Below are 20,970 nucleotides of genomic sequence, written 5' to 3' on the forward strand. Positions count from 1 at the left end.
CGCGGCACCTCAGCGATCAGGGAGGGACATGGAGGACATCGGCTTCATGTGCGCCCGCTGCGGCGGCGAGGTCCACGACGTGACGCACAACCGCGCGCCCGCCGACGAGCCGGGGCCGCCGGACCGCGACGACACGCTGACCGTGCTGTTCCTGTGCTGCCACCCGGTGCTGTCGCCCGCCTCGGCGATCGCGCTCACGCTGCGCTCGGTCGGCGGGCTGTCCACCGCGGAGATCGCGCGGGCGTTCCTGGTGCCGGAGGCGACGATGGGCCGCCGGATCGCCCGGGCCAAGGAGCGCATCGCTGGCTCGGGGATCCCGTTCCGGCTCCCGGACCGCGAGGAGTGGCCACGGCGCTTGGAGGCCGTACTGCACGTCCTCTACCTGATCTTCAACGAGGGGTACGCCAGCGACAGCGGCCGGGAGTTCCGGCGCGCGGACCTGACCGCCGAGGCGATCCGGCTGGCCCGGGCGGTGCACGCGCTGCTGCCGGACGATCCGGAGGCGGCCGGGCTGCTGGCGCTGATGCTGCTCACCGACGCCCGCGCCGCCGCCCGCGTCGGCCCGGCCGGCGAGCTGGTCCCGCTGGCCGAGCAGGACCGGAGCCGGTGGGACGCCGCCGCGATCGCCGAGGGCGTCGAGCTGATCACCAGGACGCTCGCCCGCCGGCGGCCGGGACCGTACCAGCTCCAGGCCGCGATCGCCGCCTGCCACGACGAGGCGCCCACGGCGGCCGAGACCGACTGGCCGCAGATCCTCGCCCTGTACGGCGTGCTGGAGCGGCTGTCGCCCGGCCCGCCGGTCACGCTCAACCGGGCGGTGGCCGTGGCGATGGTGCGGGGCCCGCGGGCCGGGCTGGAGATCATCGCCGCGCTGGACGCGGCGGGCGGGCTGGCCGGCAGCCACCGGCTGTACGCCGCCCGCGCCCACCTGCTGGAGATGGCCGGCGACCTCAAGGAGGCCGCCGAGGACTACCGCGCGGCGGCGGCCCGCACGACCAGCCTGGCCGAGCGGCACCACCTCACCACGCGCGCCGCCCGGCTCGCGGCCGGCTGACGGTCAGGCGCGGTCGGCCAGGCTCTTCGGCCGCAGATCGGTCCAGTTGAGCCGGACGTACTCCAGGCACCGCTCGCGCTCCTCCGGCCCGTACACCGCGGTCCAGCCGGCGGGCACGTCGGCGAACTCCGGCCACAGCGAGTGCTGGTTCTCGTCGTTGACCAGGACGAGGAAGCGGCCGTCGGTGTCGTCGAACGGGTTGGTCATGGTGCCGCCCTTTCTGGACTGAGGAGTGGTGAGGGTCGTGAGGTACGAGCGATCCTCACCGGGACGAGGGAAGGAATGGCGTCGGAGCACCATGACCCGCCACGCCGGAGGCGTGGCGGTGAGCAGGTCATGGTCAGGCCTCCTGGGTGACGCGGGCGTCCCGCCCGGCGATGGAACGGACGATCTCTCCGGTGCGGACGGCGGTCATCGACAGCAGCGACGAGGCGATCCCGTGCGTGTGCTCGGTGGCGCCCTGGAGGTACACCGCCCACGCGGCCTCCGGGCCGGTGGCGACGCGGTAGTCGCGCTCCACCGCCAGGCGGCCGTCCGCGCCCTTGCGGCAGTGCTCGCCGGCCTCGCCGAGCAGGTCGATCGGGTTGCGCTCGCGGTAGCCGGTCGCGCAGACGAGCGCGTCCGCCTCCAGGGCGGCCGTCTCGCCGGTCGGCAGGAACGTCACGTCCACCCGTACGCTCCCGGCGCCGGGGCGCACGGCGTCCAGCCGGGAGACGTTGAGGATGCGCAGCCGCTCGCGCCCGGCGACCTTCTCGGCGTACGCGCGGCGGTAGAGCTCGTCGATGAGGTCGAGGTCGACGACCGAGTAGTTGGTGTTGCGGGAGTAGTCGAACAGCATCCGCTTGACCTCGTCGGACGCCTCGAAGTAGTGCTCGGCGGCGGCCGGGTCGAAGATGCGGTTGGCGAACGGGCTGTCGTCGGCGGGCGAGTAGCCGTACCGGGCGAAGACCGCGCACACCTCGGTCTCGGGGAACCGGCCGTGCAGGTGCTCGACGGCCTCGGCCGCGCTCTGCCCGGCGCCGAGGACGACGAGCCGCCCGGGCGTGCCGGTGAGGCCGTCCAGCCGGGTGAGTAGGTCCTCGGTGTGCCAGATCCGCTCGCCCTGGCGGACGCCCTCGGGCAGCACCGGCTCCAGGCCGACGCCGATGACGAGGTTGCGGGTCAGGCAGGTGTGCAGCTCGTCGTCGCGGCGGACGACGACCTCCAGCGTCGCGGCGTCGTGCGGGCGGACCGCGACGACCTCCGACCCGTACCGGACGCGCCCCTCGAACGCGGCGGCGGCCCATTCGAGGTAGTCGTGGAACTCCAGCCGCGACGGGAACATCGTCTTGCCGTTGATGAAGTCGACCATGCGGTCCTTGGCGTGCAGGTACGACAGGAACGAGTACCGGCTCGCCGGGTTGCGCATGGTCACCAGGTCCTTGAGGAAGTGGACCTGCATCGTGGCGCCTTCGAGGAGCATGCCGCGGTGCCACCCGAACGCCGGCTGCTTCTCGAAGAAGACCGCGTCCACGCCGGCGCCGTACTCCTCCTCCAGCGCCACCGCGAGTGCGAGGTTGGAGGGTCCGAAACCGATGCCCACGACGTCATGGACGGGTGTCGCCATCTGCGCCTCTCATCTGTTGCCTGTTGCCTGTTGCCTTCGACTGTGCGGGGGTGCCCCTCCGCGGCCGGGGCGGCCGCGGAGGGGCGGTGGTTCAGCCGGTCTTCCCGGCCTTCGCGGCCTGGGCGATCTTCGGGACGACCTGGTCGACCACGTACGGGACCGACAGCGCGGTCGGGGTCCGCAGCGGCCAGAAGGACTTCAGGTCGATCGCGACGTACGAGCCGCGCTTGACCACGTCCAGGTCGGCGAACAGCTTGTTCGCCTCGATCTTCTTCTGGGTGGCCTGGTCGTCGTTGTAGTGGCTGACCAGGACGTCCACGTCCAGGACGGAGATCTTCTCCATGCTCAGCTCGGCGGCGAAGCCCTCGCCGGGCTGCTTGGCGATGGTGTCGGGCAGCGTCATCCCGAACTGCTCCAGCAGCTTGACGCTGGTGTCGTCCTTGGACTTCATCACGCCGATGTTGCCGTTGGGCATGACGCTGGTGAACGCGACGCCCTTGCCGTTCAGCTCGGGGTGCGCGGTCTTCACCGAGGCGATCTTGGCCTCGACGTCGGCGACGAGCTTGTCGCCCTCCGCCTTGCGGCCGATCGCCGTGGCGACCTGCTTGGTGATGTCCTGCCAGGTGTCCTCGGCCGGGCCCGTCTGGTACGCGGTCGTCGGCGCGAGTTTGGAGAGCTTGGCGTACTCCTTGTCGATGGTGAAGTCGCCGGCGGCCAGGATGAGGTCGGGCCGCAGCGCGGCGACCTCCTCCAGGTTGAAGCCGGAGTCGGCGATCTTCAGCAGCTTGGGCCTGGTCCCGGTGACCTTGGGCGCCGACCAGGGGGCGAGCCCGTCCGCCTGGACGCCGGCCAGCTCGGTCATGCCGACCGGCTGCACTCCGAGGGCGAGCAGGGCGTCCTGGTCGACCTCGCCGAGCGCCACGATCCGCTCGGGCCTCTTGTCCACCTTGGTGGTGCCGAGCTTGTGGGTCAGCGTGACCGGGAACGCTCCCCCGGCGGAGCCGGCGGAGGTCTCCGCGGGCTCGTCGTCGCCGCAGGCCGTGACCAGTCCGAGGCTCAGGATCAGAGCGCCGGTGGCGGCGAGGCGGCGCAGCGTGATGCGCATAGGGGGTCGGTGTCCTTCCTAGGGGATGGGGATCGGGCCGGTCCCGTCCCGGTGCCGGGGCACCGGGACGCGGCCGGGAGCGGGTCTGGGACGGGAGCGGCGGGGGCTCTTCGGGCTCTTCGGGCTCATGGGGCTCATGGGGCGCTCATTCGAGGCGGTCCAGCAGGCGGGCGACCGTGGGCGCGGCCAGCAGCGTTGCGATCTTGAGGTCGGCGCAGCCGGGCTCGCGGCGGATCCTGCGGACGAGCTTCATCGCCATCAGCGAGTGGCCGCCGAGGTCGAAGAAGTCGTCGTCCGGGCCGACCTCGTCCACGCCCAGCTCCTCGGCGAAGATCCGGCACAGCGCCGCCTCGCGGTCGCCGCCGCGGCGCCCGGACGGGCCGGCGGTCTCGCCGGTGACGCTGCGGGCGGTCAGCGCCGAGGGCAGCGCCCCGACCGGCACGGACGGGTCCTCGGCGACGGCCTCCAGCAGCGCGAGCAGGCTCTCGGCCAGCGTGTCGACCGTGGCCGGGTCGAACAGGTCGGCCGAGTAGTCGACGATCAGCTGGAGCGAGCCGGGGCCCTCGCGGAAGATGAAGTCCAGGTCGAACTTCGCCGCGCCCGGCCCGAACAGCGCCTCGCGCTGCTCCAGCCCGGGGAAGACCACGTCGCCGACGCCCTGGTTCTCGTACCCGACCATCACCTGGAACAGCGGGTTGCGGCCCGGGACGCGCGGCGGCCGCAGCGCCTCGACCACGGCCTCGAACGGCAGGTCCTGGTGGGCGAGCCCGGCCAGGACGGTGTCGCGCACCCGGCCGAGCAGCTCGCCGAACGCCGGGTTCCCCGACACGTCGGCGCGCAGCACGAGCGTGTTGACGAAGAAGCCGACCAGGTCGCCGGCCGCGTCGTCGGTGCGTCCCGCGACGGGGCTGCCGAGCGGGATGTCGTCGCCGGCGCCGGTGCCGTGCAGCAGCGCCGCCACGGCCGACTGGCACACCATGAACATGGTCGCCGAGTTGGCCCGCGCGAGCGCCCGCAGGCTCTCCACCAGCGGCGCCGGGACGTCCACGGTGAGCGTGGCGCCGCGCTGGCCGACCGTCGGCGGCCGCGGCCGGTCCACGGGGAGCGGGATCTCGTCGGGGAGGCCGGACAGGGCCCGCGCCCAGTGCGCGAGCTGCCGCGCGTGCAGGCTGCCCGGGTCGAGCGGGTCGCCGAGCAGCTCCCGCTGCCAGAGCGTGTAGTCGGCGTACTGGACGGCCGGCGGCTCCCAGCCGGGCGCGCCGCCGCCGAGCCGCGCCGTGTACGCCTCGGCCACGTCCCGCGCGAACGGCCCGAACGACCACTCGTCGAACGCGATGTGGTGGAAGACGGCCAGCAGCAGGTGCTCCCGCTCGCCCTGCGGGATGACGGCCACCCGCAGCGGGATGTCGCGCGCCAGGTCGAACGGCCGCGCGATCACGTCCTCGGGCGCGCAGGTCGCGATCTCCAGGACCGGCCTGGCCTCCTCCGGGGCGAGGATCCGCTGGTACGGGGCGCCGTCGTGCTCGGCGAACACGGTCCGCAGGCTCTCGTGCCGGGCGACCACGTCGCCGATCGCCGCCTCCAGCGCGGGGACGTCCAGGTCGCCGCGCAGGCGGACGGCCAGCGGCAGGTGGTACGCGCCGCGCGGCCCGTCGTCCTCGCGCAGCAGCTGGTCGAGCATCCAGAGCCGGCGCTGCGCGAACGACAGCGGGACGCGCTCGGGGCGCGGGTCGGCGGGCGCGAGCACCGGACGCAGGTCGTCCGCCGCCTTCTGGTGGACGCGTTCGGCCAGCTCGGCGACCGTCGGCGCCTCGAACAGGTCGCGGATCGCGAGTTCGGTCCGCAGCACGGAGCGGGCGCGGCCGATGAGCCGGGTGGCCAGCAGCGAGTGCCCGCCGAGGTCGAAGAAGTCGTCGTCGATCCCGACCCCGGAGGCGTCCAGGACCTCGCCGAACAGCGTGCACAGCAGCCGCTCGACGGGCGTGCGCGCCGCGCGCCCGGACGTCTTCGGGCCGCCGCCGCTCCCCTGGCCCGGGTCGGGCAGGGCGCGCCGGTCGAGCTTGCCGTTCACGGTGAGCGGCAGCGCGTCCAGCGTGACGATCGCGCTCGGCACCATGTAGGCGGGCAGCCGCCGCTTGAGCGCCTCGCGGACGCGGTCGGCGAGCACGCCGTGGTCGCGGGCGGCGACCGGGTCGTTGGCGTACGAGGAGGGCCGCCGGTCGGGCGGCGCGGTGAGGTGGGCGGCGCCGCCGCCGAAGACGGCGTCGTAGCGGCCGGGCTCCGCGGACGGCACCGTCACGACGTCCGGGTCCACCTCGTACAGCCGCTCCGGCTCGATGCCCTCGGTCACGGCGAGCAGGCTGCGCGCCTCGTCGGGCGACGCGCCGCGCTCCAGCGCGCGCAGCGCCGCCAGCTCGCCGGCGAGCCGCGGATCCGGGATGCCGCGCACGCGCAGCGGGACGCCGGGCGGCGCGGCGGGCAGGTCGCCCGGCCCGGTGTAGTCGACGACCTTGGTCTCCGCGGGGACGGGCGGCGCGTCCGGGCCGCCCGGCTTGCGGAGCGTGACGTCGTACCGGTGGCGGGTCAGCTCGTTGTGGTGGACGCCGCGCTTGGTGCGCGCCTCCGCCCGCCACGCGGGGTCGAGCGCGGCGAAGAACGCCGGATCGAGCAGCAGCTCCTTCTCCATCCGCACGGCCCGGTCCACCGCGGCCAGGTCCCCGCCGCCCCGGCCGAGCTGGATCGCGGCGTGGAAGGCGCGCAGCGAGCGCAGGTCGCGGACGTCGCCGACGAACAGCGTCCCGCCGGGGACGAGCAGCTCCATCGCCTTGCCGATCACGTCGGCGAGGTGGCCGGCGCCCGGGAAGTACTGGACGACGGAGTTGATGACGATCGTGTCGAAGTGCTCCCGGGGCAGGCCCTCGGGGTCGTGGGCGGGGCGGTGGCTCAGCCGCACGTGGGAGTCGGGGCCGAGGTCGGCCCGCAGCTTGTCGATCACCGGGCCGGAGAAGTCGGTGCCCCAGTACTCCTCGCAGTCCGGCGCGAGCCGGGTCAGCAGCAGGCCGGTGCCGACGCCGATCTCCAGCACGCGGCGGGGGCGCAGGGCCCTGATGCGCGCCAGGGTCGTCTCGCGCCACTCGCGCATGTGCTCCAGCGGGATCGGGCCGCCGTCGTAGCTGCTGTCCCAGCCGGCGAACTCCTCGGCGTGCACGACCGTGCCGACCTCGGTGTACTCGGCGTCGTAGATCTGCCGCCACTCGGCGATCTGCTCGTCGGCCGCGCCCTCCCGGCCGCCGTCGGGCACCACGTACCCGACCAGCCGCTTGACCCCGGGCATGTCGGTGTCCGCCGCGATCACCGCGGCCTGCCCGACGCCCGGCTCGGCGGCCAGCGCGGTCTCGATCTCCTCCAGCTCGACCCGGTAGCCGCGGATCTTGACCTGGTCGTCGGTGCGGCCGAGGAAGTCGATGTTCCCGTCCGGGCGGACCCTGACCAGGTCGCCGGTGCGGTACATGCGGCCGCCGTTCTGGTCGAACGGGTCGGCGACGAACCGTTCCGCGGTCAGGTCGGTACGGCCGAGGTAGCCGCGCGCCAGCCCGGCCCCGGCGATGTAGAGCTCGCCGGGCGCGCCCTGCGGTACGGGCCGCAGCCAGGCGTCCAGGACGTACCCGCGGGTGTTCCAGATCGGCCTGCCGACCGTGGGGGTCGCGCTGTCCTCGGTGCCGCCGCCGAGCGTGTTGATCGTGTACTCGGTGGGGCCGTACAGGTTGTAGCCGAGCACCCCGTCGGCGGCGGCGAGCCGCTCCCACACCGACGACGGGACGGCCTCGCCGCCGAGCAGCACCAGCGGCGGCCGGTGCCCTTCGTCCAGAAGCCCCTCGTCGAGGAGGTGCTGGGCGTACGTCGGCGTCACGTTGATCACGTCGATCGCGTGCTCGCGCAGGTACGCGGTCAGCGCCTCGGCGTCGCGGCGCAGTTCCTCGTCGCAGACGTGCACCTCGTGGCCCTCGATGAGCCAGAGCAGCTCCTCCCACGACATGTCGAAGGAGAAGGAGACGGTGTGCGCGATCCGGAGGCCGCGCCCGGCCGACTCGACGACCGGGTCGAAGATGTTGGCGCGGTGGTTGAACTGCATGTTGGTCAGGCCGCGGTACGGCGTCACCACGCCCTTGGGCCTGCCGGTCGAGCCCGACGTGTAGATCACGTACGCGGGGCGGTCCATCCGGCCCGGCGTCCCGGGCGCGAAGCCGGGCAGCTCGGCGCCGGCGAGGTCGCCGCCGGGCAGGGCGTCCAGCTCGTTCCGCACGGCCGGGTCGTCCAGCTCGATCACGGACCCGCCGAACGCGAGCCCGGCCGCGATGGCCCCGTGCGAGACCATGCAGACGGGGGCGGCGTCGGCGAGCATGTAGTCGAGCCGGTCGGCCGGGTAGTCCAGCTCCAGCGGCAGGTACGCGGCCCCCGTGCGCAGCACGGCGAACAGCGCGACGACCATCTCCGCCGAGCGCGGCAGGGCGAGCGCCACGACCCGTTCCGGGCACGCGCCGTGCCGCCGCAGCAGCCGCGCGAGCCGGTTGACCTCGGCGTTCAGCTCGCCGTAGGTGAGGCTCACGTCGGGCAGCGAGACCAGCGCCGTCCGGTCCGGGGTGCGGGCGGCCTGCTCGGCGAGCAGCTCGGCGACGGTCAGCTCCGGCACGTCCCTGACCGCCTCGGCCCAGTCCCGGCGGAGCCGCTCGTGCTCCTCCGGGACGAGCAGGTCGAGCCGGTCGCAGGTGGTGCCCGTCCCGGCGGCGAGCTGCTCCAGCACCCGCACGTACCGGTCGGTGATCCGCTCGGTCTCGGCCTCGGTGAAGGCGTCGCCGCGGTACATCACCCGGAGTCCGGGGCGGGTTGAGGCGGGAGAGGAATCCGCGCCCGGTTCCACGACCATCGTGATCGGGTAGTGGGTGGCGTCCCGGACCTCGCGGCCGAGCACGCGCAGGTCGCCGTCCGGGCCGAAGCCGCGGCCGGTCGGCATGCCGGGGAAGTTCTGGAACACGAAGAGCGTGTCGAACAGCGTCCCGAGGCCGGTGGCGCGCTGCACGTCGGCCAGGGCGATGTGGTTGTGGTCGAACAGCTCCGACTGCGAGGCCTGCACCCGTTCCAGGACCGCGCCGAGCGTGTCGGCGGCGCCCGCGCGGACCCGTACCGGAACGGTGTTGAACAGCAGCCCGACGATCGACTCGACGCCCTCGACCTCCGGGTGCCGGCCCGACACCGAGGCGCCGAAGACCACGTCGTCGCGGCCGGTCAGCCCCATCAGCACCAGACCCCAGGCGGTCTCGAACAGCGTGCCGGGCGTGACGCCGGCCTCGCGCGCCGCCGCCTCCAGCCGCTCGGCGAGACCGCCGGGCAGGTCGCGGTGGATCTCGCCGGCGGCGGCCAGGTCGGCGGCGCGGTCGAGGAGGCCCGGCTTGAGCAGCGCGGGCTCGTCGAAACCGGCCAGCTCGCGCCGCCACGCGTCGGCCGACTCCCGCGGGTCGCGGGCGTTCACCCAGTCGAGGTACGCGCGGAACGACGGCACCGGGCGGGCGGCCTCGGCGGCGGCGTCGGAGTAGAACTCCAGCAGCGAGGTGACGAGGAGGCCGCCGGACCAGCCGTCCAGCAGGATCAGCTCGGACGTCATCACCAGCCGGTGGTCGCCGCCGTCCAGCCTGGCCAGGCCGAACCGGATCAGCGGCGGCTCGCCCGGGTCGAACGGGCGGGCGCGCTGGGCGTCGATGAACGCCTCCAGCTCCTCCTCGCCGTGGACCTCCGCGTACGTCCAGGGAACCTCGAACGTCTCGGGCACGAACTGCACGGTCCGCGCCCCGTCCGCGCGGAACCCGGCGCGCAGGTTCGGGTACTTCTCCAGGACGCCGCGCACGGCGGCGGCCATCCGGTCGGGATCGACGGGCCCGGACAGCGCCACCACGGCCTGCTGCACGTAGATGTCGCGGCCCTCGCCCGCCATCATCAGATGGAAGAGCAGGCCCTCCTGGAGCGGCGACAGCGGCAGCTCGGCCGGCCCCTCGTCCCGGTCGCCGGCCGTACCCGCGGCCGCGTCCACGCTGGTCGCGGCGTCGGCGAGCGCGGCGACGGTCCGCAGCCGGAACACGTCGCGGACGGTGAACGCCAGCCCGGCCCGGCGGGCGCGGGCCACCAGCAGCGCCGCGCTGATGCTGTCGCCGCCGGAACGGAAGAAGTCGTCGTCGGCGCCGATGCCGTCGCGGCCGAGCAGGTGCCCGGCGATCCCGGCCAGGACGACCTCGCTGCCGGTACCGGGCGCCCGCCCGCCGGCGGCCCGGCCCGGCTCGGGCAGCGCCCGCCGGTCGACCTTGCCGTTGGGGTTGAGCGGCATCTCGTCCAGGACGACCAGCTCGGCCGGGACGAGGTAGCTCGGCAGCAGCTCGCCGAGGCGGCCGAGCAGCGCGTCCGCGTCCACGGCGCCCCCGGCGTCCCCGGTCACGTAGCCCACCAGCCGAGGGCCAGGGTGGACGGCGACGGCGGCCTGGCGGACACTCGGCTGCGCGGCCAGCACGGTCTCGATCTCGCCGGGCTCGATCCGGAAGCCGCGGATCTTGAGCTGATCGTCGGCGCGGCCGAGGAAGTCCAGCCCGCCGTCGCGGCGCCGCCGCACCCGGTCACCGGTGCGGTAGAGACGCGAGCCGGGCGGCCCGAACGGGTTCGCGACGAAGCGCTCGGCGGTGCGGGCCGGGTCGCCGAGGTAGCCGCGGGCCAGCCCGTCGCCCGCCAGGTAGAGCTCGCCGACCGGGACCTCCCGGAGCGCCGCGTCCAGCACGTACGCCCTGGTGTTGGCGATCGGGCGCAGCGCGCCGGAGCCGTCGGCGGCGAGGCTGTCGCCGGCCGCCTCGGAGCAGCCGTACAGGTTGACCAGGCGGCCCGGGGTGCGCGCCGCGAGCGCGGCGGGCAGCGCCTCGCCGCTGCTGATCCAGGTGGTGACGGACGGCGCGCCCGCCTCCAGCAGCGCCGGCAGCAGGCTCGGCACGAGCGTCACGGTGGTCACCCCGTGCCGGCCGAGGAACTCCGCCAGCGCGACCGCGTCCGCGGCGGTCGCGTCGTCGGCGACGGCGACCGTGTCCCCCGCGACGAGGCCGCCGAGCAGCTCGGTGGTGCCGTCGATGAACGCGGGCGAGCTCTTCGCCGCGCGCACGCCCGGCGCGGCCAGGTCGGCGCCCCAGGCGAGCCGGTTGGCCAGCGCCCGCTGGGTGCCCGCGACGGCCTTGGGCGTGCCGGTGGAGCCCGAGGTGAAGATCACGTAGGCCGGGTGGTCCGGCCGGACGTCCGGCCGGGTCCGGGCGGGGGCGTCCGCGGGCGGCTCGTCCCTGCCCAGGACCAGCAGCGGCCGGGCCGTCTCCAGCATGAACCCGACGCGCTCCGGCGGGTACGTCACGTCGATCGGCAGGTAGGCCGCGCCCGTCTTGAGGACGGCCAGCAGCGCCACCGCGAACTCCGCCGACCGCGGCAGCGCGATCGCCACGGTCTCCTCGGGCCCGGCGCCGGCCGCCGCGAGCCGGTCGGCGAGCCGCTCGGCCCGCGCGTCCAGCTCGGCGTAGGTGAGCCGGGTGCCGCCGAAGACGAGCGCGGTCGCCTCGGGCGTGCGCGCGGCCTGGGCCTCGAACAGCGCGGCGGCGGTCGGGGCGGGCAGCTCCCGGGCGGTGTCGGGATGCTCGACCGGGGCGCCGAGCGTGGACAGCCGGCGGCCGGGGTCGGCGGTGACCTGGCCGAGCAGCGCGCCGAGCCGGTCCAGCAGATCGGTGATCGTCGCGGCGTCGAACAGGTCGGTGGCGTACGCGGCGAAGCCCTCCACCTCGTCCTCGCCCTCGGCGAAGTACAGGTCGAGGTCGAACTTCACGCCGCCGGTCTCGGGCAGGAACGGCTCGGCGCGCACGCCGGGCAGCGCCGGCCGCACGTCGTCCAGCCGCTGGTGGACGACCATCACCTGGAACAGCGGGCTGCGGGCGAGCGAGCGTTCCGGCGCGAGCCGCTCCACCACCCGCTCGAACGGGACGCCCGCGTGCGCGAACGCGTCCAGGTCCGCCCGCCGCACCCGGTCGAGCAGCTCGCCGAACGTCGGGTCGCCCGACAGGTCGGTCCGCAGCACCAGCAGGTTGACGAACACGCCGACGAGGTCGGTGAGGTCCTCGTCGGAACGCCCCGCGATCGGCGAGCCGAGCGCGACGTCGTCCCCGGCGCCCGAGCGCTGCAGCAGCGCGGCCACGGCCGCGTGCAGCACCATGAAGACGCTCGTGCCGGTCTGGCGCGCCAGCTCGCGCACCCCGGCGAGCGGCAGCCGGAACGGCACCAGCCCGCCCGCGTGGCTCGCCTCGGCGGGCCGCGGCCGGTCGAACGGCAGCGCGGTCTCCTCGGGCAGCCCCTCCAGCGCCCGCTCCCAGAAGTCGAGCCCGTCGCCGGTGTCGGCCTGGCGCTGCCACACCGCGTAGTCCGCGTACTGCACCGGCAGCGGCGCCCAGTCCGGCGCCGCGCCCGCCAGCCGCGCCTCGTACGCGCGGGACAGGTCGGCCAGCAGCGGCGTGAACGACCACTCGTCCGCCGCCGCGTGGTGCTGGAGCAGGATCAGCTCCCAATCTTGCTCGCCGGTGCGCAGCAGCGTCGCCCGGATCGGGAGGTCCGCGCCGAGGTCGAAGACGTGCCCGGTCGCCCGGCGGCGCGCCTCGTCCGCGCGGCCGCGCGCGTCCACGATCTCGAACTCGACGGGCCCGGGCGCCATGATCCGCTGGACGGGCAGCCCGTCCTCGCCCTCGACCAGCAGCGTCCGCAGCGCCTCGTGCCGGGCGACGACGTCGGCGAACGCGGCCCGCAGCGCGTCCGCGTCCACGGGGCCCGACAGCCTGAGCCCGAGCGGCAGCGCGTACGACGGGGACGGCCCGCGCAGCCGCTCCTCGAACCACAGCCCGCGCTGGGCCGCCGACGCCGGCGGCACCGCGGGCCTGACCACGTCGCGGACCCGCGTCCCGGTGCCCTCCACCAGGCGCGGGGCTAGCCCGGCGACCGTGGGCGCCTCGAAGACGTCGGCGATCGTGAGGTCCGCGCCCAATACGGCGCGCACCCGCGCGGCAAGCCGGGTGGCCAGCAGCGAGTGCCCGCCGAGGGCGAAGAAGTCGTCGTCGATGCCGACCCGCTCGTACCCGAGCACCTCGGCGAACACCGCGCACAGCGCCGCCTCGCGCGCGTCGCGCGGCTCCCGCCCGGACACCCCGGCCTCGGGCGCGGGCAGCGCGGCCCGGTCGAGCTTGCCGTTGACGGTGCGGGGCAGCGCCTCCAGCGCGACCAGCGCGCTCGGCATCATGTACTCGGGCAGCGTCTCCGCGAGGGCGTCGCGCAGCGCGCCCTCGTCGACGTCGCCGGCGGGCACGTAGTAGCCGACCAGGCGCGGGTCGCCGGGCCGGTCCTCGCGGACGACCACCGCGGCCTGCGCGATCCCCGGCCGCGCGGCGAGCACCGCCTGCACCTCGGCCGGCTCGATCCGGAATCCGCGGATCTTCACCTGGTCGTCGGTGCGGCCGAGGTACTCCAGCGCGCCGTCCCGGTTCCAGCGGGCCAGGTCGCCGGTGCGGTACATCCGCGTCCCGGGCGGCCCGAACGGGTCGGCCACGAAGCGCTCGGCGGTCAGGTCGGGCCTGCCGACGTAGCCGCGGGCGAGCTGCGCGCCCGCCAGGTACAGCTCGCCGGGGACGCCGGGCGGCACCGGCCGCAGCGCGGCGTCGAGCACGTACGCCCGCGTGTTCCAGAACGGCCGCCCGATCCCGTCCGACGGCAGCTCGGCCTGCGTCGCCCAGATCGTGGCCTCGGTGGGGCCGTACACGTTGACGGCCTGCGCGGCCTCGCGGGCGAGCGACTCCGCGAGCGCCGCCGGCAGCGCCTCGCCGCCGACCAGCACCCGCAGCCCCCGGAACGCGGCCGGGTCCAGCGAGCCGAGCAGCGACGGCGTGCCCTGCACGATGGTGGCGCCGTCCAGCAGCCGGGCCAGCGCCGCCGGCTCGCGCACGTCCGCGCGGTCCGCCAGCCGGACCGCGGCGCCGCGGATCAGCGGCACGGACAGTTCCAGCGCCGCGATGTCGAACGCGATCGTCGTCACCGCGACCAGGCGGTCCCCCTCCCCCAGCGCGAGCTGCTCGCGCATCATCACCAGGAAGTTCGCCAGCGCCTTGTGGGGAAGGGCCACGCCCTTGGGGCGCCCGGTCGAGCCGGAGGTGTAGATCACGTACGCGAGGTCGTCGGGCGAGAGCGCGGGCGGGGCAGCGACGGGTGTATCGGGGAGTTCGGGGAGTTCGCCGTCCAGGAGGAGGACATCGGCGTTCTCCGGGAGGACGGCCGCGGTCTCGGACGTGGCGACGACGCAGAGCGGGGACGCGTCGTCCAGCATGTACGCGAGGCGGTCGGCCGGGTGGTCCAGGTCCAGCGGCAGGTACGCGGCGCCCGACTTCAGCACCGCGAGCAGCGCGACCACGAGGTCCGGCGTGCGCGGCATCGCGATCGCGACGACCTCGCCGGGCGCGGCGCCGCGGGCGCGCAGCGCGGCGGCCAGGGCGCCGGCGCGGGCGTCCAGTTCGGCGTAGGTCACGGACTCGCCGCCGGCCTCGATGGCGAGCGCGCCCGGCGTGCGGGCGGCCTGCTCCTCGAACAGCTCGACCACGCCGGTCGCGGGAACGGGCCGTTCGGTGGCGTTGGCCCGCTCCAGCAGCGCGCGGTCGTCCCCGGTCAGCAGGTCCAGCGCGCCGATCGGGCGGTCGGGGTCGGCGACGGCGGCGCCGAGGAGGGTCTCCAGGTGCGCGAGCAGCGCGTCCATGCGCGCGTCCTCGAACAGCTCGCGCCGGAACGTGGCCTCGACCGTCATGCCCTGCGGCCGGACGAACGCCTCCAGCGAGAGGTCGAAGTGCGTGGTGCCGTTGTGGATGTGCGTCCAGCTCGTGGTGACGCCGGGCAGGTCCAGCTCGCCGATCTCCTGGACCAGGAACAGCAGCATCGTGTCGAAGAACGGGGACCGGCCCTGCGCGCGGGCCGGGCGCAGCTCGCGCACGATCGTGTCGTACGGCAGCGCCTGGTGGGCGAAGCCCTCCTCGCAGGTGCGGCCGACGCGGCGCAGCGCCTCGCGGAACGTGGGGGCGCCCGACAGGTCGGTGCGCAGCGCGAGGGTGTTGCCGAAGTTGCCGACCAGGCGCTGCACCTCGGCGTGCTCGCGGTTCATGACCGCGGAGCCGATGGAGATGTCCGCCGCGCCCGTGTAGCGGTGCAGCAGGACCGCGTACGCGGCCATCATCACCATGTACGGGGTGAGGTTCTCCTCGGCGGCGAGGCGGCGCATGCCGGCGGTGACGGCGTCGTCGAAGCGCCGGGCGCGGCGGCCGCCGCGTTCGGAGACGGTGGCGCCGCGCGGATGGTCGGCGGGCAGGTCCAGCGGCGCGGGGGGCGGGTCGAGCTTCGCGCGCCAGTACGCCAGGTCGTCCTCGGCCGGCGGGCGCGCCTGCTCCCAGGCGGCGAAGTCGGCGTACTGGACGCTCGGCGCGGGCAACCCGTCGGGCTCGCCGTTCAGCGCCGCGCGGTAGAGGGCGGACAGGTCGCCCGAGAGGGAGCCCCACGTCATGCCGTCCCAGGCGATGTGGTGCACGACGAGGACGAGCGCGTGCTCGTCCTCGTCCAGGCGCAGCAGTTCGAGCCGGATCGGCCGTTCCGCGGTCAGGTCGAACGGCAGGGCGGCCAGCTCCTCGGCGCGCTTGTGCGCGTCGGCGCAGTCGCGGTGCGCCAGGTCGAGGGAGTCGTCGTCGGTGACGATCTGCACCGCGCCGTCGGAGCCGTCGGCCGCGTCCGCGTAGACCGTGCGCAGGACGGCGTGCCGCCGGATCAGCGCGCGCAGCGCGTCGCGCAGCGCGGCGGTGTCGAGCGCGCCCGACATGTGGACGAGCAGGCACACGTTGTACGCGGGGCTCCGCGGAAACGTGCGGTGGTGCAGCCACATGCTCTGCTGCGCGTACGAGAGCGGGGCCGGATCGTCCGAGCCGCGGGGCTCGATCCGCGCGGTGTCGGGTCCGAGCCCGGCCTCCGCCATCATCCGCCGCATTAGCTCGCGCCGCCGCGCCGCCGTCGTCTCCCGCACGCTCAATCCTCCGGTAGCCGGACACCAGCAGTCAGTTAGGTTAGCCTTGCCTACGAATTTCACACAAGGTTAGCCTTACCTAAGTTTGATCGTATGACCCGGTCTCGCCCGGAAGGTCGGCGAGGTCGGTCGGGTCGGGAAACAGAGGAGTGGGTGCCTTGTCCTTCGGTGTGCGCACGGACGAGATCGGCGTCGATGGTTCCGCCGTCCGGCGGACCGTCCAGGTGAACGACGCGGATCCGCTGCGTCTCATGGCACGGCTCGCGCGGTCCGGGCTCTTCGGCGACCACGTCGTCTACGAGCGGCCCGGACGCTGGACGTTCGCGGGCGGAGTGCTCGGCGAGGTCATCCTCGAGAACGGAACGGTGCAGACCCGCTGGAACGGTGAGGAACCGGTGGTGAGCGCCTGGTCGGGACGGCCGGCGCGCGCGCTGGACGAGGCGTTCCGCGGCTCGCCGCTGCGCGCATGGAACGCCTACGGCTGGATCGCTTTCGAGTTCGCCGGGCAGCCGCGCGGTGAGCGGCTCGCGCACCTGGTCGTCCCGCGCGCCGAGGTGCGGATCGAGGCCGGCGAGGCGCACCTGACCGGCGTGGACGCGGATGAGATCGCGCAGGTGGCGGCGCTGCTGGAGGCGCCCGGCGAGCCGGCCGCCGGGCTCCCGTCGCCGGTCGACGTGCGGGTGGACGGTGACCGCTACCGGACACGGGTCGCGCAGGCCGTCGAGGAGATCGGCGCCGGGCTCTACCAGAAGGTGATCGTCTCCCGGAAGCTACCGATTCCTTTCCCCGTCGATGTGGTCTCGACGTACGAGCGGGGCCGCGCCGCCAACACCCCGGCACGGTCGTTCCTGCTACACCTCGGTGGCTTCCAGGCAACCGGATTCAGTCCCGAGGTCCTGGCGAGCGTCGACGCCACCGGCACCGTGATGACGCAGCCGCTCGCGGGCACCCGGGCGTTCGGCCGCGGCGCGGACGCCGACGCGGCGACCCGGCACGAGCTGGAGACCGACCCGAAGGAGATCTTCGAGCACGCCGTGTCCGTCCGCACCTCGCAGGAGGAGCTGTACTCGGTCTGCGAGGCCGACACCGTGCAGGTCAGCGGCTTCATGACGGTCAAGGAGCGGGGCAGCGTCCAGCACCTCGGGTCGAGCGTCAGCGGGCTGCTCGCACCCGGGCGGACGAGCTGGGACGCGCTCGACGCGCTGTTCCCCGGCGTGACCGCGTCCGGCATCCCCAAGCGCGAGGCCATCGAGGCCATCACCCGGCTGGAGGAGCCGCGCGGCCTCTACTCCGGCGCCGTCCTCGCGGTCTCGCACGACGGCTCGCTGGACGCCGCCCTCGTGCTGCGCGCCCTGTACGCCGACGAGAGCGGCGCCTGGCTGCGCGCGGGCGCCGGCATCGTCACCGGCTCCACGCCCGCCCGCGAGTACGAGGAGACCTGCGAGAAGCTCTCCAGCATCGCCCCGTACGTCGTCCCGGCGGGCTGACCCCGCGAGCTGACCCGGCGGGCCGACCCCGCGGGCATGACCGAACGAGAGCGCCCTCCGCGTCCACGACGCGGAGGGCGTTTCCGTGTGCCGCCTCAGCCCAGCCGGGCCGCCAGCCGCTTCTTGTCGATCTTCCCCACCGGGGTGCGGGGGAAGGCGTCGACGGTCTCGATCCGGTCCGGGAACTTGTACGCCGCCAGCCCGCGCCCGCGCAGGAAGTCCTTGATCTCGCGCAGCGCGGGCGCCTCACCGCCGCGCACGACCAGGAACGCGCAGGTCCGCTCCCCCATCACGGGGTCGGGCATGCCGACCACGGCGGCGTCGTGGATCGCCGGATGGGCCAGCAGGTGGTTCTCCAGCTCCTCCGCCGACACCTTGTCGCCGCCCCGGTTGATCTGGTCCTTCTCCCGGCCCTCGACGATCAGGTGGCCGCTCGGCAGCCGCCGGACGAGGTCGCCGGTCCGGTAGAAGCCGTCCGGGCTGAACGAGCGCGCGTTGTGCTCGGGCGCCCGGTAGTAGCCGCGCAGCGTGTACGGGCCGCGCGTCAGCAGCTCGCCCACCTCGCCGTCCGGCAGGTCGTTGCCGTCGCCGTCCACGACGCGGACCTCGTCGGCCGGCGACAGCGGCCGGCCCTGGGTCCGCTCGACCAGGTCGGCGGGGTCGTCGAGGCGCGTGTAGTTGAGCAGCCCCTCCGCCATCCCGAACACCTGCTGGACCGAGCAGCCCAGCACGTCCGGCACCTGCGCGGCGCGCTCGGCGGCGAACTTGGCGCCGCCGACCTGGAGCAGGGACAGCGACGACAGGTCCTCGTCCGTCCAGGACACCGCGTCCAGCCACAGCAGCGCGATCGGCGGGACGACGGCGCACACGTTCGCGCGCTCGCGCTCGATCAGCGGGAACGCCTCGTCCGGCGCCCCCGAGGGCGACAGCACGACGGTGCCGCCGGACGCGAACACGCCGAGGATGCCGGGGCACGCGAGCGCGAAGTTGTGCGCGGCCGGGAGCACCACCAGGTAGACGGTGTCCTGGCCGAAGCCGCAGACCTCGGCGCTGGCCTCCAGGTTGTAGACGTAGTCGCGGTGCGTCCGGGGGATCAGCTTCGGCAGGCCCGTGGTGCCGCCCGACAGCAGGAAGACGCCCACGTCGGCCGCGTCGGGCCGGTGCTTCGCCAGCGCCTCGGCGTCAGGGTCGACGTCCAGGTCGGAGAGCGCCGTGAACTCCTGCGCGTCGCCGTCCACGACGACGTCGGCGACGCCGAGCGCGCGGGCCATCGCGCGGTAGTCGAAACCGCCGTCCACGTCGGGGATGACGTACGCGCGCGCCTCCGCCAGCTCGCACAGGTAGCCGATCTCGCTCTCGCGGTGCGCGGGCAGCGCCAGCACGGGCGCGGCGCCGATCCGCACGAGGCCGAGGAAGACCGTGACGAACGACACGGTGTTGGGAAGCTGCACGACGACGCGGTCGCCGCGCCCCACGCCCAGCCGCAGGAAGCCGGCGGCCACGCGGTCGGCGCGCCGGTCCAGCTCGGCGTAGGTCAGCCGGTCGGCGCCCGCGACCAGCGCGGTGCGGTCCGGGTCACCGCGCAGCACGCCGCCCAGCAGGCGGTCACTCCAGTAGCCCGCGTCCTTGTAGCGCGCCTCGAACTCGGCGGGCCAGGGTACGAACCCGTCCCCGCCTCCCACCTGGGGGCGGTCCCCCGAACCGGCTTCGCCGGCCATCAGGAGCGCCCCGCGAGCTGCGCTTCGGCGCCCGGCACCGGCTCGGCCGGGTCGGAGCCCAGGGCCACGATCCGGTTGGCCCCGTCCACGTGCACGACCTTGGGCTCGTACGCGCGCTGCTCGGCCGCGTCGAACGCGCCGTACGTGATGATGATGACCATGTCCCCCGGCTGCACCAGCCGGGCCGCCGCGCCGTTGATCCCGATCACCCCGCTGCCCGCCTCGCCGGTGATGGCGTAGGTGACCAGCCGGGCGCCGTTGGTGATGTCGACGACGTGCACCTGCTCGCCCTCGACGATGTCGGCCGCGGCCATCAGCTCCGCGTCGATCGTCAGCGATCCCACGTAGTGCAGGTCCGCCTGGGTGACGGTGGCACGATGGATCTTCCCGTTCATCAGCATGCGCTGCACTGGCCGGACCCTCCTAGAGAACTGGGCTCATGAACAACTAAGGTGAGCCTAACCTTAGCTACTCCCTCGGCCGAGGAGAACCCTGAAGATGCTCCGCCGTCTCGCCATGGACGTTTCGCCGCTGCGCGACAGCAGGCCGTTCCGCAATGTCTTCATCGCGCGCACCGTGTCGGTCGTCGGCATCGGGATGCTGATGGTGGCGCTGCCCGTGCAGGTGTACGCGATGACGGACTCGACGGTGCACGTCGGCGCCGTCTCGGCCGCCAGCGGGTTCGCGCTGCTCGCCGGATTCCTGTGGGGCGGCGTGCTCGCCGACCGGCACGACCGGCGGGCGCTGATGCTGCGCGCCCGCACCGCCGCGGGCGTCGGCTTCGCGCTGCTGACCGTCAACGCGTTCCTGCCGTCGCCGTCGCTGGCCGCGCTGTACGTGCTGGCCGCCTGGGACGGGCTCGCGACCGGCGTCAGCGTGACCGCGCTGATGGCCGCCACGCCCGCGCTCGTCGGGCCCGACAAGCTCGTCGCCGCGGGCGCGCTCAACGCGCTGACCGTCCGGCTCGGCTCGATGGCCTCGCCCGCCGTCGGCGGCGTCGTGACGTCGGCGTTCGGCGTCGGGTGGAACTACGCCGCCGCCGCGCTCGGCACGGTCTGCACGCTCGGCATGCTGACCGGGCTGCCGAAGCTGAAGCCGGCCGTGGAGGCGCACGAGAGCCCGGTGAAGGCGCTCGGCTCGGGACTGAAGTTCGTCGCCACCCACCGCGTCGTGGGTTCGCTGATGCTGCTCGGGCTGCTGTTCATGGTCGCGGGCGGCATCCCCGTGCTGATGCCGGCGTTCGCGGCGCTGAGCCTGGACGGCGGGCCGACCACGGTCGGGCTGCTGTACGCGGCGCCCGCCTGCGGCGCCGTGCTGGCCTCGGTGACCAGCGGCTGGGCGAGCACGCTGCGCACGCCCGGCCGCGCGCTGCTGATCGCCTCCGTCGCCGGCTTCGCCACCCTCGCCGTACTGGGGCTGGCGAAGCATCCGGCGGTCGCGGTGGCGATCCTGTTCGGGTACGGGTTCGTCGCCTCGATCGAGGAGATCCTGCGGTACGGCCTCATCCAGAGCCACACGCCCGACGCGTACCTCGGCCGCGTGAACGCGCTGTGGTCGGCGCAGGAGACCGGCGGCGAGGCCGTCGGCTCGCTGGGCGCCGGCGCGCTCGGCCGCTACCTCGCGCCCGGCGCCGCGATCGTGGTGTACGGGACGGTCAGCGCCGTCCTCGCGCTCGCGCTCGCGCTGTCGCTCACCGGCCTGCGCCGCGCGGGCTTCCAGGCGGATGCCGAGCGGGATTCCGGGCCGGGCGAGTCGCGGGGGCCGCCGCCCCGCCCCCGCGCACAGGGCGGCGCGCCCCGCCGGCCCCCGCCCGCGCGCCGGCGGCGGGCGGTGGGGCGGGGCGGGGGCCGCC

Annotated in this window: 9 protein-coding genes; 3 read left to right on the forward strand and 6 right to left on the reverse strand. The window is 74.6% G+C overall.

What is annotated here, in order from left to right; all coding sequences use genetic code 11:
• Positions 1 to 28: 28 nt before the first annotated feature.
• Positions 29 to 1,054 carry a DUF6596 domain-containing protein gene (locus AB0881_RS39070; RefSeq protein WP_366625580.1) on the forward strand — a complete coding sequence of 342 codons (1,026 nt, stop codon included), beginning with the start codon at positions 29 to 31 and terminating at the stop codon, positions 1,052 to 1,054.
• Between the two features lie 3 nt (positions 1,055 to 1,057).
• Here AB0881_RS39070 and AB0881_RS39075 read toward each other — a convergent pair whose 3' ends face one another.
• The 4 genes from AB0881_RS39075 to AB0881_RS39090 all read right to left on the reverse strand — a co-directional run bounded on the left by AB0881_RS39075 (position 1,058) and on the right by AB0881_RS39090 (position 15,913).
• On the reverse strand, positions 1,058 to 1,261 hold the full coding sequence (locus AB0881_RS39075) for an MbtH family protein (RefSeq protein WP_366625582.1): 204 nt from the start codon (positions 1,259 to 1,261) through the stop codon (positions 1,058 to 1,060).
• A 133-nt stretch (positions 1,262 to 1,394) separates the two neighbouring features.
• Positions 1,395 to 2,660: a lysine N(6)-hydroxylase/L-ornithine N(5)-oxygenase family protein gene (locus tag AB0881_RS39080; protein WP_366625584.1), complete on the reverse strand. Its 1,266-nt coding sequence runs from the start codon at positions 2,658 to 2,660 to the stop codon at positions 1,395 to 1,397.
• 91 nt (positions 2,661 to 2,751) lie between these two features.
• Entirely contained in the window at positions 2,752 to 3,765 is a 1,014-nt protein-coding gene (locus tag AB0881_RS39085) for an iron-siderophore ABC transporter substrate-binding protein (protein WP_366625585.1), read from the reverse strand.
• 145 nt (positions 3,766 to 3,910) lie between these two features.
• A complete protein-coding gene (locus tag AB0881_RS39090) occupies positions 3,911 to 15,913 on the reverse strand; it encodes an amino acid adenylation domain-containing protein (protein WP_366625587.1) in 12,003 nt (4,000 codons plus the stop codon).
• Between the two features lie 158 nt (positions 15,914 to 16,071).
• Here AB0881_RS39090 and AB0881_RS39095 point away from each other — a divergent pair, with 158 nt between their 5' ends.
• Entirely contained in the window at positions 16,072 to 17,400 is a 1,329-nt protein-coding gene (locus AB0881_RS39095) for a salicylate synthase (RefSeq protein WP_366625589.1), read from the forward strand.
• A 95-nt stretch (positions 17,401 to 17,495) separates the two neighbouring features.
• On the opposite strand, the gene AB0881_RS39100 is transcribed toward AB0881_RS39095, so the two are convergent.
• Both AB0881_RS39100 and panD read right to left on the reverse strand, forming a co-directional pair.
• A complete protein-coding gene (locus AB0881_RS39100; RefSeq protein WP_366625590.1) occupies positions 17,496 to 19,118 on the reverse strand; it encodes an AMP-binding protein in 1,623 nt (540 codons plus the stop codon).
• Positions 19,118 to 19,528: an aspartate 1-decarboxylase gene (gene panD, locus AB0881_RS39105; RefSeq protein ID WP_366625592.1), complete on the reverse strand. Its 411-nt coding sequence runs from the start codon at positions 19,526 to 19,528 to the stop codon at positions 19,118 to 19,120. Before panD ends, AB0881_RS39100 begins: the two co-directional genes overlap by 1 nt.
• Before the next feature lie 88 nt (positions 19,529 to 19,616).
• On the opposite strand from panD, the gene entS reads away from it, so the two are divergent.
• The coding region (gene entS / locus AB0881_RS39110; RefSeq protein ID WP_366625594.1) for an enterobactin transporter EntS at positions 19,617 to 20,970 on the forward strand (1,354 nt) is incomplete at its 3' end.

The sequence above is a fragment of the Spirillospora sp. NPDC029432 genome (assembly GCF_040703975.1).
Taxonomy (GTDB): domain Bacteria; phylum Actinomycetota; class Actinomycetes; order Streptosporangiales; family Streptosporangiaceae; genus Spirillospora.

Bases quoted from the DNA above. Each gene is read 5' to 3' on its own strand.
- AB0881_RS39070 (WP_366625580.1), top strand. From the start codon at position 29: ATGGAGGACATCGGCTTCATGTGCGCCCGCTGCGGCGGCGAGGTCCAC.
- AB0881_RS39075 (WP_366625582.1), bottom strand. From the start codon at position 1,261: ATGACCAACCCGTTCGACGACACCGACGGCCGCTTCCTCGTCCTGGTC.
- AB0881_RS39080 (WP_366625584.1), bottom strand. From the start codon at position 2,660: ATGGCGACACCCGTCCATGACGTCGTGGGCATCGGTTTCGGACCCTCC.
- AB0881_RS39085 (WP_366625585.1), bottom strand. From the start codon at position 3,765: ATGCGCATCACGCTGCGCCGCCTCGCCGCCACCGGCGCTCTGATCCTG.
- AB0881_RS39100 (WP_366625590.1), bottom strand. From the start codon at position 19,118: ATGGCCGGCGAAGCCGGTTCGGGGGACCGCCCCCAGGTGGGAGGCGGG.